Origin of the sequence: Actinokineospora auranticolor (genome assembly GCF_041897805.1) — a bacterium.
Taxonomy (GTDB): domain Bacteria; phylum Actinomycetota; class Actinomycetes; order Mycobacteriales; family Pseudonocardiaceae; genus Actinokineospora; species Actinokineospora auranticolor.
The window spans coordinates 6,182,069-6,195,566 of the sequence record NZ_CP154825.1; the positions used below are offsets into that span (position 1 = coordinate 6,182,069).

Annotated in this window: 9 protein-coding genes; 1 reads left to right on the forward strand and 8 read right to left on the reverse strand. The window is 71.6% G+C overall.

Translation table 11 applies throughout. The features are described from left to right. Positions 1-45 precede the first annotated feature (45 nt). The 7 genes from tesB to gltB all read right to left on the reverse strand — a co-directional run bounded on the left by tesB (position 46) and on the right by gltB (position 11,250). On the reverse strand, positions 46-957 hold the full coding sequence (tesB, locus tag V5P93_RS26865; RefSeq protein WP_104479717.1) for an acyl-CoA thioesterase II: 912 nt from the start codon (positions 955-957) through the stop codon (positions 46-48). Positions 958-995: 38 nt separating this feature from the next. Further along, a complete protein-coding gene (gene pyk, locus V5P93_RS26870) occupies positions 996-2,420 on the reverse strand; it encodes a pyruvate kinase (protein WP_104479716.1) in 1,425 nt (474 codons plus the stop codon). Between the two features lie 97 nt (positions 2,421-2,517). Further along, positions 2,518-3,183 (reverse strand): DUF2461 domain-containing protein, encoded by a 666-nt coding sequence (locus V5P93_RS26875; protein ID WP_104479715.1) that lies wholly within the window; start codon positions 3,181-3,183, stop codon positions 2,518-2,520. Continuing rightward, the gene (locus V5P93_RS26880; RefSeq protein ID WP_181043534.1) at positions 3,180-3,956 is read right to left on the reverse strand and encodes an aminotransferase class IV; all 777 of its coding nucleotides are present in this window, start codon (positions 3,954-3,956) and stop codon (positions 3,180-3,182) included. The genes V5P93_RS26875 and V5P93_RS26880 overlap by 4 nt, the downstream gene beginning before the upstream one ends. A gap of 1,058 nt (positions 3,957-5,014) precedes the next feature. Beyond that, positions 5,015-6,535 carry a glutamate synthase subunit beta gene (locus V5P93_RS26885; protein WP_104479713.1) on the reverse strand — a complete coding sequence of 507 codons (1,521 nt, stop codon included), beginning with the start codon at positions 6,533-6,535 and terminating at the stop codon, positions 5,015-5,017. Further along, entirely contained in the window at positions 6,528-6,692 is a 165-nt protein-coding gene (locus V5P93_RS26890; RefSeq protein ID WP_181043533.1) for a hypothetical protein, read from the reverse strand. The genes V5P93_RS26885 and V5P93_RS26890 overlap by 8 nt, the downstream gene beginning before the upstream one ends. Further along, positions 6,685-11,250, reverse strand: a complete 4,566-nt coding sequence (gltB, locus tag V5P93_RS26895) for a glutamate synthase large subunit (RefSeq protein WP_104479712.1) — start codon at positions 11,248-11,250, stop codon at positions 6,685-6,687. The genes V5P93_RS26890 and gltB overlap by 8 nt, the downstream gene beginning before the upstream one ends. Before the next feature lie 266 nt (positions 11,251-11,516). Between gltB and V5P93_RS26900 the strand changes: the two genes are divergently transcribed. Beyond that, a complete protein-coding gene (locus tag V5P93_RS26900; protein WP_245931323.1) occupies positions 11,517-12,128 on the forward strand; it encodes a class I SAM-dependent methyltransferase in 612 nt (203 codons plus the stop codon). 262 nt (positions 12,129-12,390) lie between these two features. Here V5P93_RS26900 and lgt read toward each other — a convergent pair whose 3' ends face one another. Continuing rightward, the gene (gene lgt / locus V5P93_RS26905; protein ID WP_104479711.1) at positions 12,391-13,461 is read right to left on the reverse strand and encodes a prolipoprotein diacylglyceryl transferase; all 1,071 of its coding nucleotides are present in this window, start codon (positions 13,459-13,461) and stop codon (positions 12,391-12,393) included. Positions 13,462-13,498 lie beyond the last annotated feature (37 nt).

Consider the following 13,498-nt stretch of genomic DNA (forward strand, 5'->3'; position numbering starts at 1 on the left):
CGACCGATCCGGTCGGCGCCGTCCTTTTCGCGCGGTCCGCCGTCCTCAGTCGAGCAGCCGCACCAGACCTTCTTGGACGACGGTCGCCACGAGTTGCCCGTCCCTGGTGAAGAACCGCCCGGTGGCCAGCCCTCGACCGCCGGACGCGCTGGGCGACAGGCAGTCGTAGAGGATCCACTCGTCGGCGCGGAACGGGCGGTGGAACCACATCGCGTGGTCGAGGCTGGCGCCGATGACCTTGTCGGTTCCCCAGTAGACGCCGTGGCGGGCCAGCACGGCGTCGAGCAGCGTCATGTCCGAGGCGTAGGCCAGGACGCACACGTGCAGCATATGGTCACCGTCGAGGGTTCCGTCGGCGCGCATCCACACCTGGTTGTGGGCGTCGCGCGGACCGGTCTCGCGGGAGAGCCACGGCGGTTCCGAGACGTAGCGGACGTCGATCGGGCGCGGGCGGTCCGCCCACGCGCCGAACCGCTCGCGCAGCTCCGGGGTGATCCGCTCGGCCTGCGTCGGCAGCGATTCCGGCGCGGGCACCTCGGGCATCGGGTCCGCGTGCCCGATCCCGGGTTCGTCGACCTGGAACGACGCGGACAGCGCGAAGATCGCCTTGCCGTGCTGCACCGCCACAACGCGGCGGGTCGTGAACGAGCGGCCGTCGCGGATGCGGTCCACCTCGTACACGATCGGCACGCTCGGGTCGCCGCCGCGGATGAAGTACGCGTGCAGCGAGTGCACGCGCCGCTCCGGCGGCACCGTCCGGCCCGCCGCGACCAGCGCCTGGCCCGCGACCTGACCACCGAAGACGCGCACCGGCGAGTCGTCCGGGCTGACGCCCCGGAAGATGTTCTCCTCGATGCGCTCCAGGTCCAGCAGCGCGACCAGCCCGTCCAGCGCGGCCTGCCCACGCAGCACGCCGTCGTCGGCCGCACCCGGCGCCGCCATCCCGTCCTCAGTCATGTACCGGACAGTAGCGCCGAGCGCGGCCGGACTCCGCGTCAGGCGTGGTCTTCCTCGCCCAAGCGGTGCACGCGGATCAGGTTCGTGGACCCGACGGTGCCGGGCGGTGAGCCCGCGACGATGACCACCAGGTCACCGGGCTGGTAGCGGCCGATGGACAACATGGACAGGTCGACCTGCCGGACCATGCGGTCGGTGGAGTCCACCTCGGGCACCAGGAACGTCTCCGTGCCCCAGGTGAGCGACAGCTGGCTGCGCACGCCCGGTTCCGGGGTGAACGCCAGCAGCGGGAGCCGGGTGTGCAGGCGGGCCAGGCGCTTCACCGTGTCGCCGGACTGCGTGAAGGCGACCAGGGCCTTGGCGTTGAGCCGCTCGCCGATGTCGCGGGCGGCGTAGGAGATCACGCCGCGCTTGGTGCGCGGGACGTGGGTCAGCGGCGGCACCGTGGGCCGCTCGGCCTCCACGGCCTCGATGATGCGGCTCATCGTCTGCACCGACTCGATGGCGTAGCGGCCGACGCTGGTCTCGCCGGAGAGCATCAGCGCGTCCGCGCCGTCGAGCACCGCGTTGGCCACGTCGGAGGCCTCGGCGCGGGTCGGCCGGGAGTTGCTGATCATCGAGTCGAGCATCTGGGTCGCCACGATGACCGGCTTGGCGTTCTCCCTGGCGATCTGGATGGCCCGCTTCTGCACCAGCGGCACCTGCTCCAGCGGCAGCTCCACGCCCAGGTCGCCGCGGGCGACCATGACACCGTCGAAGGCCAGCACGATGGCCTCCAGGTTGTCGACCGCCTCCGGCTTCTCCAGCTTGGCGATCACCGGCAGCCTGCCCCGGCCGACCCGGTCCATCACCTGGTGCACCAGGTCGATGTCGGCGGGCGAGCGGACGAAGCTCAGCGCGATGAAGTCCACGCCGAGGTGCAGCGCGAACTCGAGGTCCTCGATGTCCTTCTCCGACAGCGCGGGGACGGACACGTCCATGCCGGGCAGCGACAGGCCCTTGTTGTTGCTGACCGGACCGCCCTCGGTGACCTCGCAGACCACGTCGGCGCCCTCGACGCCGCGCACGACCAGGCCGACCTTGCCGTCGTCGACCAGCAGCCGGTCGCCCGCCTTGGCGTCGTTGGCCAGGCCCTTGTAGGTGGTGGACACCCGGTCGTGGGTGCCCGCGACGTCCTCGACGGTGATCCGGACGACGTCGCCGGTACGCCACTCCACCGGGCCGTTGGCGAAGGTGCCGAGGCGGATCTTGGGGCCCTGCAGGTCGGCGAGGACGCCCACGGCCCGGCCCGACTCGTCGCCCGCGGCGCGGACCAGGTCGTAGACCTGCTTGTGGTCACCGTGGCTGCCGTGGCTGAAGTTCATCCTCGCCACGTCCATGCCCGCGGCCACCAGGTCGCGCACCCGCTCCGGAGTGGCCGTGGCCGGGCCCATGGTGCACACGATCTTCGCTCGTCGGTTCACAGCCCCACAGCTTAGTCCCGTCGGCTTTACCGATCCCGATGAACGTGCGATTCGATTCAGATCGATTCAGAGTGTTCTACCGGCGGCAACGCGGTCGCTACCGAGCGCGTTCGGACAACCCCACATGGTCACGAGCCCACTCGTTGAACGGGCGGAGTTGCCGCCACGCGTCCCTCACCCGGGTGAAAGTCCCGCGCTCGTGCAGGGTGTCGTCCGGTTCCCAGACCCGCACGGCGTAAACCGAGCGATACTGGAGGAGGCTGAGGCGCGGGTGGTCCTTCGGGACACCTCGCGGAGTGGTGCGCAGACGGTCCCCTCTGATCGTCCACCCGGTGCGCTCCAGTTTGGCCAGAATCGCGCGGAACGGCTCGCCGTGGATCTCCTCGGCGACGGCGGCGCGAAAACGGGCGAGTTGGTCGGACTCCAGGTGGAAGCAGCCGCCGCCGACCCGCAGGCCGTCCGGGCCGACCTCGACGTAGTAGGCGCCCGCGCCGCGTCCGGCCTCGATGACGCCGCCGCAGTGGTCCTTGTACGGGCGCTTGTCCTTGGCGAACCGGACGTCGCGGTGCGGGCGGAACACCTTGGGCGAGCCGAAGTCACCGCCGAACTCGGGTTCCAGCTCGGTCAGCAGCGCCTTCATCGGGTCGCGGACGTCGGAGTCGTAGGTCTGCTTGTTGGCGTCCCAATAGCTCTTGGAGTTGTCGGCGACCAGACCGTCGTAGAAGTCGACCGCGTACTCGCCGAAGCCCTGGAAGCCGCTCACACCCGCTCCGCGGCGGTGAGGTCGTGCGCGCGCAGCAGCCGGGCGGTCACCTCGGGGTCGACGGCGTACTCGGTCTCGTCGACGTGGCTGATCGCGCGGACCGGCCGCAGCGCGTTGGTGGCGTACGCGCCGCGGAAGTCGGGCAGCTCGGCGGCGGTGACCGGGCGCACCTCGGTCTTGGCGCCCGCGCGGTGCAGGCCGCTCTGCACCAGGCTCATGGCGATGCCGGGCAGGGCGGGCGCGCTGGGCCAGACGAAGGTGTCGTCCGCGGTGTGGAAGCAGACGTTCCAGGTGGACCCCTCGCTGACCTCGCCGTCGGGGTTGACGAACAGGACGTCGTCGAAGCCCGCGCGGGTGGCGAGGCGGCGCTGGTAGTACAGGCCGAAGAGCCCGGTGTGCTTCACCTGGGGCAGGTCCCGCTGGTAGCCGGCGGTGCGCACCCCCAGGGGCTTCGGGCTGTCCTCGGGCAGGGCGGCGGTGGTCACCGCGACCTGGGGCGTGAGGTCGGCGGCGGGGTCGCGCGGGTCGAAGTCGGGGGCGTGGACCGTGACCCGGACCGCTAGTGGGTCGGTGGCGCCCTTGATGGCTTGTTTGATGGCGGCGCGGACCGCGGCCTCGTCGAGGCCCGTGCCGAACACGACCCAGGAGTCGCGGTCCAGCCGCTCCAAGTGGCGGGCGAGGCCGCGGACCCGGCCGGACTCCACCCGCATCGAGGTGAAGTGGGCGAAGTTGGTCAGGGCCAGGGAGGCGGGGAGGGAGTTCTGCGCGCTCATCGCTGGGCAGTCTCGCATCTCGCGCGCCCGCGCGGGAGCGCGGGACTCCCCTGGCTCGCTTGACCTCGCCCGAACGCCTTCGGGCCCGCGCCGTGACGTCCCGGTGTCCGGCGGCTTGTCGAGGTCGCCGGTGCGGCCAGGGTCGACCGGCAAGATCAAGATGCCATCGGGATGGTGACCACCCGCGCGGTTGTCCACATGCCACCGAGTTGCCCACAGGTGGCCGAGGGATCCGTTTTGCCGCGCTTCCGGTGGGTAGCGTTGAAATCCGGGGATCCCCTGGCTGGGCGGGGGATCTTGGTGGGGTGCGCGGAAACGGGGCTGAGCAGGATCGGATCGAGCGGGGTCTGCTCGAGCGAAGTCCGGTCGAGTGAGGTCGGGGCGACCAGGCTCAGGCGGCGAGGTAGGAGCGAGATCGCGCCGAGCAGGTCCAGGCGGGCAAGTCCGGGCAGGCAGGGTCGGAGCGAGCGAGCGTCGAGCGGGTCCGGTCGGCAGGTCGGGGCGAGTGAGGTTGGGACGACCAGGCTCGGCCGGACAGGGGCCGAGCGAGCAGGCTCGCGTCGAGCGGGTCCGCTGCTCGAGCAGGGTCCGATCGAGCAAGGTTCGGGCGACCTGGCTCGGTCGAACAAGATCGAAGCGAACGAGATCGCGTCAAGCAGGTCCGCTCGAGCAAGATCCGATCACGAAAGGTCCGGTCGGGCAAGGTTCAGGTGGGCAGGCACCGGTCGAACAAGATCGACGCGAACGAGATCACGTCGAGCGGGTCCGCTCGAGCAGAGTCCAAGCGAGCACGGTCCGGGCGGGCAAAGTCCGGGTGGGCAAAGTTCAGGTGGGCAAGGTTCAGGTGGGCAGGCTCGGTCGAGCGGGATCGGGTCTGGCGGGATCAGGTCGAGCGGGGGCGGTGCGCTCGATCGGTGTGGTGCTGGGCCGCTATGCCGATCAGGTGCGGCTGGAGGCGGTCCGGCTCCGGTTGTCGGGCAGCGCCGACAGCGTCGGATGGGTGGCGCGGGGTCGCGGGTGTGGCGGCACCGAAGCCGTGGTTACGGTGGTTACCGGGATTACCGGACGGCCAGGGGTAGGGCGTTGGGGTGGACCGGGGCGGGGAGGTCCGACGCGCCGGTGAGGTAGGCGTCGACGGCGTGGGCGGTGGAGCGGCCCTCGGCGATGGCCCACACGACCAGGGAGGCGCCGCGGTGGGCGTCTCCGCAGACGAAGGTGCCCGGGGTCGTCGTCTGCCAGTCCCGGCCGCAGGCGAGGGTGCCGCGCGGGGTCAGCTTCAGGTTGAGGGCGTCGAGGAGGGGCAGGTGTTCGACGCCTTCAAAGCCGATCGCGAGCAGGACCAGGTCCGCCGGGAGGACGTGCACCTCGTCGTTGAGGGGCACCACCTCGCGAACACCGGTGGTCGGGTTCTTGTGGACCCGCACCTCTCGCAGCTGGACGGCGGTGAGGGTGCCGTCTGCGTCGCCGACGAACCGGTCCACGGCGACCGCGAAGCGGCGTTCGCCGCCTTCCTCGTGGGCCGCGTAGGTGCGCAGGATCCACGGCCACACCGGCCAGGGCGACCGGTCGTCGTCGCGGGTGTTCGGGGGTTGGGGGTACTGGTCGAGCTGCACGACGCTCGCCGCGCCCTGGCGGATGGCCGTGCCGTAGCAGTCGGCGCCGGTGTCGCCGCCGCCGATGATGATCACGTGTTTGCCGTGCGCGTCGACGGGGGTGGGGCCGTCGCCCTCGCACTGGCGGTTGGCGGGGACCAGGTGGTCCATGGCCAGGTGGACGCCCGCCAGGTCGCGGCCGGGGATGTTCGGGGCGTCGCGGCCGCGCAGGGCGCCGACGGCCAGGACTACGGCGTCGAACTCGGCTCGCAGCCGCTCCACCGGCATCGCGCCGGGGCCGGCGCCGCCGACCTCGCAACCGGTGACGAACCGGGTGCCCTCGGCGCGCAGTTGGGCGAGGCGGCGGTCGAGGACCTTCTTCTCCAGCTTGAACTCGGGGATGCCGTACCGCAGCAGGCCGCCGAGGCGGTCGTCGCGTTCGAAGACCGTGACCTCGTGGCCCGCGCGGGTCAGCTGCTGGGCCGCGGCCAAGCCCGCCGGGCCCGAGCCGACGATCGCCACCGTGCGGCCGGTGGAGACGGCGGGGGTCACCGGCCGCACGTACCCGCGTTCCCACGAGACGTCGGCGATGGTGTTCTCGACCCGCTTGATCGTGACCGCGCCGCCGGAGTCCGGTGAGATCGCCAGCACGCACGCGGCCTCGCACGGCGCCGGGCACAGGCGGCCGGTGAACTCGGGGAAGTTGTTGGTGGCGTGCAGGCGTTCGCTCGCCATCGGCCAGTGGCCGCCGCGGACCAGGTCGTTCCACTCCGGGATCAGGTTGCCGAGCGGACAGCCCGCGGAACCCGAGTGGCAGAACGGGATGCCGCAGTCCATGCACCGGGTCGCCTGGGCGCGGACCTGCCGGTCGCGGTCGTCCGGGTCAAGGTGGCGGTAGACCTCACGCCAGTCGCCCAAGCGCTCGTCGACGGCGCGCTTGGCCGCGTCGACACGGGGCTGGGACAGGAAGCCGTTGGGATCAGCCACAGAACGCCTCCACGATCACCTCGGCACGGACATGCCCGTCGCGCTCCCACGGGCGTAGGTGGCCGCAGACCTCAAGCCAGTTGCCCAAGCGCTCGTCGACGGCGCGCTTGGCCGCGTCGGCGCGCGGCTGGGACAGGAAACCGTTGGGGTCAGCCACGGGACGCCTCCATGATCGCCTGGTCGACGTCGCGGCCCTCGGCGCGGGCCAGCCGCATCGCGGCCAGGACGCGCTGGTAGTCGCGGGGCATGACCTTGGTGAACCCGGCCGCGCGGCGGGTCCAGTCGCCCAGCAGGGACGCGGCGACCGCCGAGCCGGTGAGACCCTGGTGGCGGGTCACGGTTTCGCGCAGCCACCGCAGGTCCTCCGGCGCGGGGGTCTGCAGTTCCACCATGTCCGCGTTGACCGACGCCGGGTCGAGGTCCAGCACGTAGGCGATGCCACCGGACATGCCCGCGGCCAGGTTGCGCCCGGTCGGGCCGAGCACGACGGCGCGGCCGCCGGTCATGTACTCGAAAGCGTGGTCGCCGACGCCCTCCGCGACGATGACCGCCCCGGAGTTGCGCACGCCGAACCGCTCCCCCACCCGGCCGCGCAGGTACACCTCGCCCGCGGTGGCGCCGTAGGCGATGACGTTGCCCGCGATGACCTGGCGCTCGGCGGCGAAGGTCGCGTCCGGGTGCGGGCGGACGACGATCCGCCCACCGGACAGGCCCTTGCCGACGTAGTCGTTGGCGTCGCCGACCATGTCGAGGGTGACGCCGCGCGGCAGGAACGCGCCCAGCGACTGGCCCGCCGACCCCGTCAGCGTGACGTGGATGGTGTCCTCGGGCAGCCCGTCGCCGCCGAAGCGGCGGGTGACCTCGGAGCCCAGCAGCGTGCCGACCGTGCGGTTGACGTTGCGCACCGGCAGTTCCAGCCGCACCGGGTGCGCGTCCTCCAGCGCCGCCTCGGCCAACTGCACCAGGGTGCGGTCCAGCGCGTGCTCCAGACCGTGGTCCTGGGCGCGGACGCGGCGGCGGGCGGTGCCGTACCTGGTCTGGGGCACGGCGAAGACCGGCGTCAGGTCGAGACCCTGCGCCTTCCAGTGTTCGACGGCTTCGTCGACCCCCAGCAGCTCGGCGTGGCCGATGGCGTCGTCCAGGGTGCGAAAGCCCAGCGCGGCCAAGTGCTCGCGGACTTCCCGCGCCACGAAGCGGAAGTAGTTCACGATGTGCTCGGCCTGACCAGTGTACCGCTTGCGCAGCACCGGGTTCTGCGTCGCCACGCCGACGGGGCACGTGTCGAGGTGGCACACGCGCATCATCACGCAGCCCGCGACGACCAGGGGCGCGGTGGCGAACCCGTACTCCTCGGCGCCGAGCAGCGCGGCCACGACCACGTCGCGGCCGGTCTTCAGCGCGCCGTCGACCTGCACGGTGACGCGGTCGCGCAAGCCGTTGAGCATCAGCGTCTGCTGGGTCTCGGCGAGCCCGACCTCCCACGGCGTGCCCGCGTGCTTGAGCGAGTTCAGCGGCGACGCGCCGGTGCCGCCGTCGTGGCCCGAGATCAGCACGACGTCGGCGTGCGCCTTGGACACCCCCGCGGCCACCGTGCCGACGCCGACCTCGGACACCAGTTTGACGTGCACGCGCGCGTTCTCGTTGGCGTTCTTGAGGTCGTGGATGAGTTGTGCGAGATCTTCGATGGAGTAGATGTCATGGTGCGGCGGGGGCGAGATGAGGCCGACCCCGGCGGTGGAGTGACGCGTGCGCGCGATCCAGGGGTACACCTTGTTCGGCGGTAGCTGGCCGCCCTCGCCGGGCTTGGCGCCCTGGGCCATCTTGATCTGGATGTCGTCCGCGTTGACCAGGTACTCGCTCGTCACGCCGAAGCGACCGGACGCCACCTGCTTGATCGCCGAACGCCGGGCCGGGTCGTAGAGCCGCTCCGGGTCCTCGCCGCCTTCACCGGTGTTGGACCTGCCGCCGATCATGTTCATGGCGATGGCGAGGGTCTCGTGCGCCTCGGCGGAGATGGAGCCGTAGGACATCGCGCCGGTGTTGAAGCGGGCCAGGATCGCCTCGACGGGTTCCACCTCGTCGACCGGGATCGGGTCGGCGGCGCGCTTGAGGGAGAACAGGCCGCGCAGCGCCCCGCCTTCGCGGTTGAGCCGTTCGACCTCGTCGGCGTAGGCGCGGTAGACCTCCTCGCGGCCGGTCTTGGTGGCGTGCTGCAGGAGGAAGACCGTTTCCGGGGTGAACAGGTGCAGCTCGCCCTCGCGCCGGTAGGCGTACTCGCCGCCGACGTCGAGGCGCCGGTGCACGCGGTCGGTCGGGTTGTCCGGGTGCGCGCGGCGGTGCCGGGTCTGCGCCTCGCGGGCGATCACGTCGAGGCCGACGCCGCCGAGTTTGGAGGTGGTGCCGGTGAAGTACTCGTCGAGCACGTCGACCGCCAGGCCGAACGCCTCGAACACCTGGGCCGCGGTGTAGGCGCCGACGGTGGAGATGCCCATCTTGGACATGATCTTCAGGACGCCCTTGACCAGCGCCTTGACGTAGTTGCGCACGGCGGCGGCCGGTTCGACGCCGGTGATGGCGCCGTTGGCGATCAGGTCCTCGATGGTCTCGAACGCCAGGTAGGGGTTGACCGCGGCGGCTCCGTAGCCGAGCAGCAGGGCGATGTGGTGGACCTCGCGCGCGTCGCCGCTCTCCACGACCAGTGCGACCCGCAGCCGCTCGCGGGTGCGCACCAGGTGGTGGTGCACGGCCGAAACGAGCAGCAGGGACGGGATCGGCGCCATGCGGTGGTCGGAGTCGCGGTCGGACAGCACGAGCGTGCGCGCGCCCGCGGCGATGGCCTCGGACGCCTCCCGCCGCACGCGCGCGACCGCCGCCGCCAGCGCCGGACCGCCGCCGTCCACCTCGTACAGTCCGGAGAGGACGGTGCAGGCGTAGCCGGGCAGGTCGCCGTCGTCGTTGACGTGGATGAGCTTGGCCAGCTCGTCGTTGTCGATGACCGGGTACGGCAGCTGGATGTGCCTGCAGGACGCCGGTCCCGGCTCCAGCAGGTTCTGCTCCGGGCCCATGATCCGCTGCACCGAGGTGACGATCTCCTCGCGGATCGCGTCCAGCGGCGGGTTGGTGACCTGGGCGAAGTTCTGCTTGAAGTAGTCGTAGAGCAGCCGCGACCGCTGCGACAGCGCGGCGGGCGGGGTGTCGGTGCCCATCGACCCGATCGGCTCCGATCCGGTGACGGCCATCGGGGCGAGGAGAATTTTCAGCTCTTCTTCGGTATAACCGAAGGTGAGCTGACGGCGGTGGACGGACTCGTGGGTCTGCACGACGTGCTCGCGGTCGGGCAGGTCGGCGATCTTGAGCAACCCGGCGTGGAGCCATTCCTCGTACGGGTGCTGGGCGGCGAGCGCGTCCTTGACCTCGGCGTCGTCGACGATGCGACCCGCGGTGGTGTCGACCAGGAACATCCGGCCCGGCTGCAACCTGCCCTTGGCGATCACGTCGCCCGGCGGCACGTCGAGCACGCCGGTCTCGCTGGCGAGCACGACGCGGTCGTCGGCGAGGTGCCACCAGCGGGCCGGGCGCAGGCCGTTGCGGTCGAGGACGGCGCCGACCAGGGCGCCGTCGGTGAAGGTGACGCAGGCGGGGCCGTCCCACGGTTCCATGAGGCTGGCGTGGAACTGGTAGAACGCGCGGCGCTTCGGGTCCATCCCGGTGTGGTTCTCCCACGCCTCCGGGATCATCATCAGCACCGCGTGCGGCAGGCTGCGGCCACCGAGGTGCAGCAGCTCCAGCACCTCGTCGAAGCTCGCCGAGTCGGAGCCGTCCGGGTCGATCACCGGGGACAGCCGGGAGAGGTCGCCGGGCAGCAGCGGGGAGGTCAGCAGCGCCTCGCGGGCGCGCATGCGGTTGCGGTTGCCGCGCACGGTGTTGATCTCGCCGTTGTGCGCGACGAAGCGGAACGGGTGCGCCAGCGGCCACGACGGGAACGTGTTGGTGGAGAAGCGCGAGTGCACCAGGGCGATCGCGCTGCGCAGGCGGCGGTCGCGCAGGTCCGGGAAGAACAACGGGAGCTGCGCGGTCGTCAGCATGCCCTTGTAGACCAAGGTCCGCGCGGACAGCGACGGGAAGTAGGTGCCGCAGCCCGCGGCGACGCTGTCGCGCTCGACGCGCTTGCGCAGGCAGTACGCCAACCGGTCCAGGTCGATCCCGGTGGGACAGTCCCCTTCGGCGTCCGGGTGCGCGGCGACGAACGGCATGGCGAAGTGCGGCATGACCGAGCGCGCGGTCGGTCCGATGTCGGCGGCGTCCGGGTCGACCGGCACCTCGCGCCAGCCCAGCACCCGCAGGCCCTCCTCGGCGGCGATCCGCTCGACCAGCGCGACAGCGGCGGCGCGGGTGTCCGGGTCGGCGGGCAGGAAGGCCAGGCCGGTGGCGTAGCCGTGCACGCCGCGCTCGCCGGTCTCGGGGAGGGTGAAGCCGACCTCGGCGCGCAGCAGGTCGTCGGGGAGCTGGACCAGGATGCCCGCGCCGTCGCCGCTGGTCGGCTCGGCGCCCGCGGCGCCCCGGTGCTCCAGGTTGGCCAGCGCGGTGAGGGCGTCCTCGACGATGCCGTGGGAGCGGCGTCCGCGCACGTCAGCCACCATCGCCACGCCGCACGAGTCGCGCTCGTCGGCGGGGTCGTAGAGGCCGTGGGGGCGCGGGAATGCCGAGAACAGCATGGGAAACGGCCTCCTGTCCTGCGATCACGCGCTCAGTTCGGTTGCCGGCGGGGAGCGCCGGGCACTGGGCGCGGGACGGCAGCGGCCCGCGTAGTGACCCGAGCTTAACAGTCCGGAAACGCGCGAGTCACTTCCGTCACGCGGTGTCCCGCGCACGGCTGAACACCCGGTTCGCGCCCACCCCAGGAAGATCATTCTCCGGGTGCGAGCATAGCCGGTGGGAGGTCGGCAGGATCAGCAGGTCGCGGTGTGAAAAGGTGTCCGCTGTGACCAGAGCCTTCTACGACGCGTTGGCGGTCGACTACGCCGAGATGTTCGCCGGTGAACCCTCGGACCCGTTGGGCCGGGCGGTGTTGGGGTCCTTCGGCCGGTTCGTCGGGAGTGGACCGGCGGTGGACGTGGGGTGCGGCCCCGGACGGGTGACGGGATACCTGGCCGACCTCGGGGTGTCGGTGTACGGGGTGGACCTGTCGCCCGAGATGGTGAAGATCGCGCGCGGTGAGCGGCCCGATCTTCGGTTCGAGGTGGGGTCGATGTGGGACCTCGGGCTGGCGGACGGGTCGCTGGCGGGCCTGTCGGCGTGGTACTCGGTGATCCACACGCCCGCGCCGGAGGTGGGCGATTTGCTGGCGGAGTTCGGGCGGATGCTGCGGGTCGGCGGGCACCTGGTGCTGGGGTTCCAGATCGGCGACGAACCCCTGCGGCTGGAGCGGCCGCTGGGGCACGACGTGTCGCTGGACTTCAACCGGCTGCGGCCCGCGTGGGTGGTGGGGTTGCTGGAGGAGCGGGGGTTCGAGGTGGTGGTGCGTGTCGAGCGGGAGGCTCTTGAGGGGGAGACGGCACCGCAGGCGTACCTGATCGCCCGGCGTCAGGGGTAGTGGCTGCCGGCAGCGGGGGCGACTTGGCTGATCGGTGGCGGCTGCTGGCGGAAGGGTGGAGGTGGGGCAACGGGCTCGCCGCTGCCCCTGGAGGTGTTCCGCGAGCCTCGCCTGCTTGATCCGTGGAGCAGCGGCTGGCCCGCCGCGGCGGCACCGCCGAGCTGTTCGGCCGCGCGTCGGCGTGGTCGCGGTGCGCGGGGACGGTGGCGGACATGGAACGTGCCCGCGACCTGGGGGCGCGGGCACGTTCTCGGCTTGGGGTTCAGTCGTCCTTGGCCGGGGTGTCCTTGGCGGCGGAGACTGTGGCTTCCTCGTCCGGCTTGTCGGTGTCCGGGGTGGGGTCGTCGTCCGCGGGCTTGTCGGTGTCGTCGGACTTGTCGTGGTCAGGCTTGTCGGTGTCCTCGGGCTTGTCCGGGGTTTCCGCGGGGGTGCCGAGCCTGGCGGCGATGATGGCGGCCAGGTCCTCGCGGGGGCCGCGGCGGGCGGCGAGGACGAAGTAGGCGATGGCGCCCAGGAAGAGCAGGATCGACGTCCAGACGTTGACGCGGAGGCCCAGGACCATGGTGGCGGGGTCCGTGCGCATCATTTCGATGAGGGCGCGGCCCAGGGTGTAGCCGGCCACGTAGACGGCGCACACGCGGCCGTGGCCGAGGCGCAGGCGGCGGTCCAGCACGACCACGACCACGGCGACCAGGAGGCACCAGATCAGCTCGTAGAGGAACGTGGGGTGCACCGGGCTGCCGTCGATCAGCGTGTGGTCGATGGCCACGCCGTTGAGCGGGTCGTCCTGGCCCTCGGCGTTGACCCGGCGGTAGATCTCCAGGCCCCAGGGGAGGTCGGTGGGACCGCCGTAGAGCTCCTGGTTGAAGTAGTTGCCGAGGCGGCCGATGGCCTGGCCGACGAGGACTCCCGGTGACACCGCGTCGGCGAAGACCGGGAGGGGGACGCCCTTGCGCCTGCAGCCGATCCACGCGCCGACGGCGCCCAGGGCGATGGCGCCCCAGATGCCCAGGCCGCCGTCCCAGATGCGGAGGGCGTTGAGGGGGTTCTTGCCCTCGCCGAAGTAGCGGTAGTAGTCAGTGATGACGTGGTAGAGCCTGCCGCCGACCAAGCCGAAGGGCACCGCGAACACCGCGACGTCGACGACCGTGCCGGGCGCGCCGCCGCGCGCGATGAAGCGCTTCTCACCCCACCAGATCGCCACGATGATGCCCGCGATGATGCACAGCGCGTAGGCCCGCAGCGGCAGGGTGAACACCCCGAGGTCCAGCTGCCAGACGCCGCGGTCCGGACTGGGGATGCTCGCCAGGATCAGGTTGGAGGCGCTCGTCACGGGGCTACCGTAACGGGACCAGGTGGCCTGACCGTGA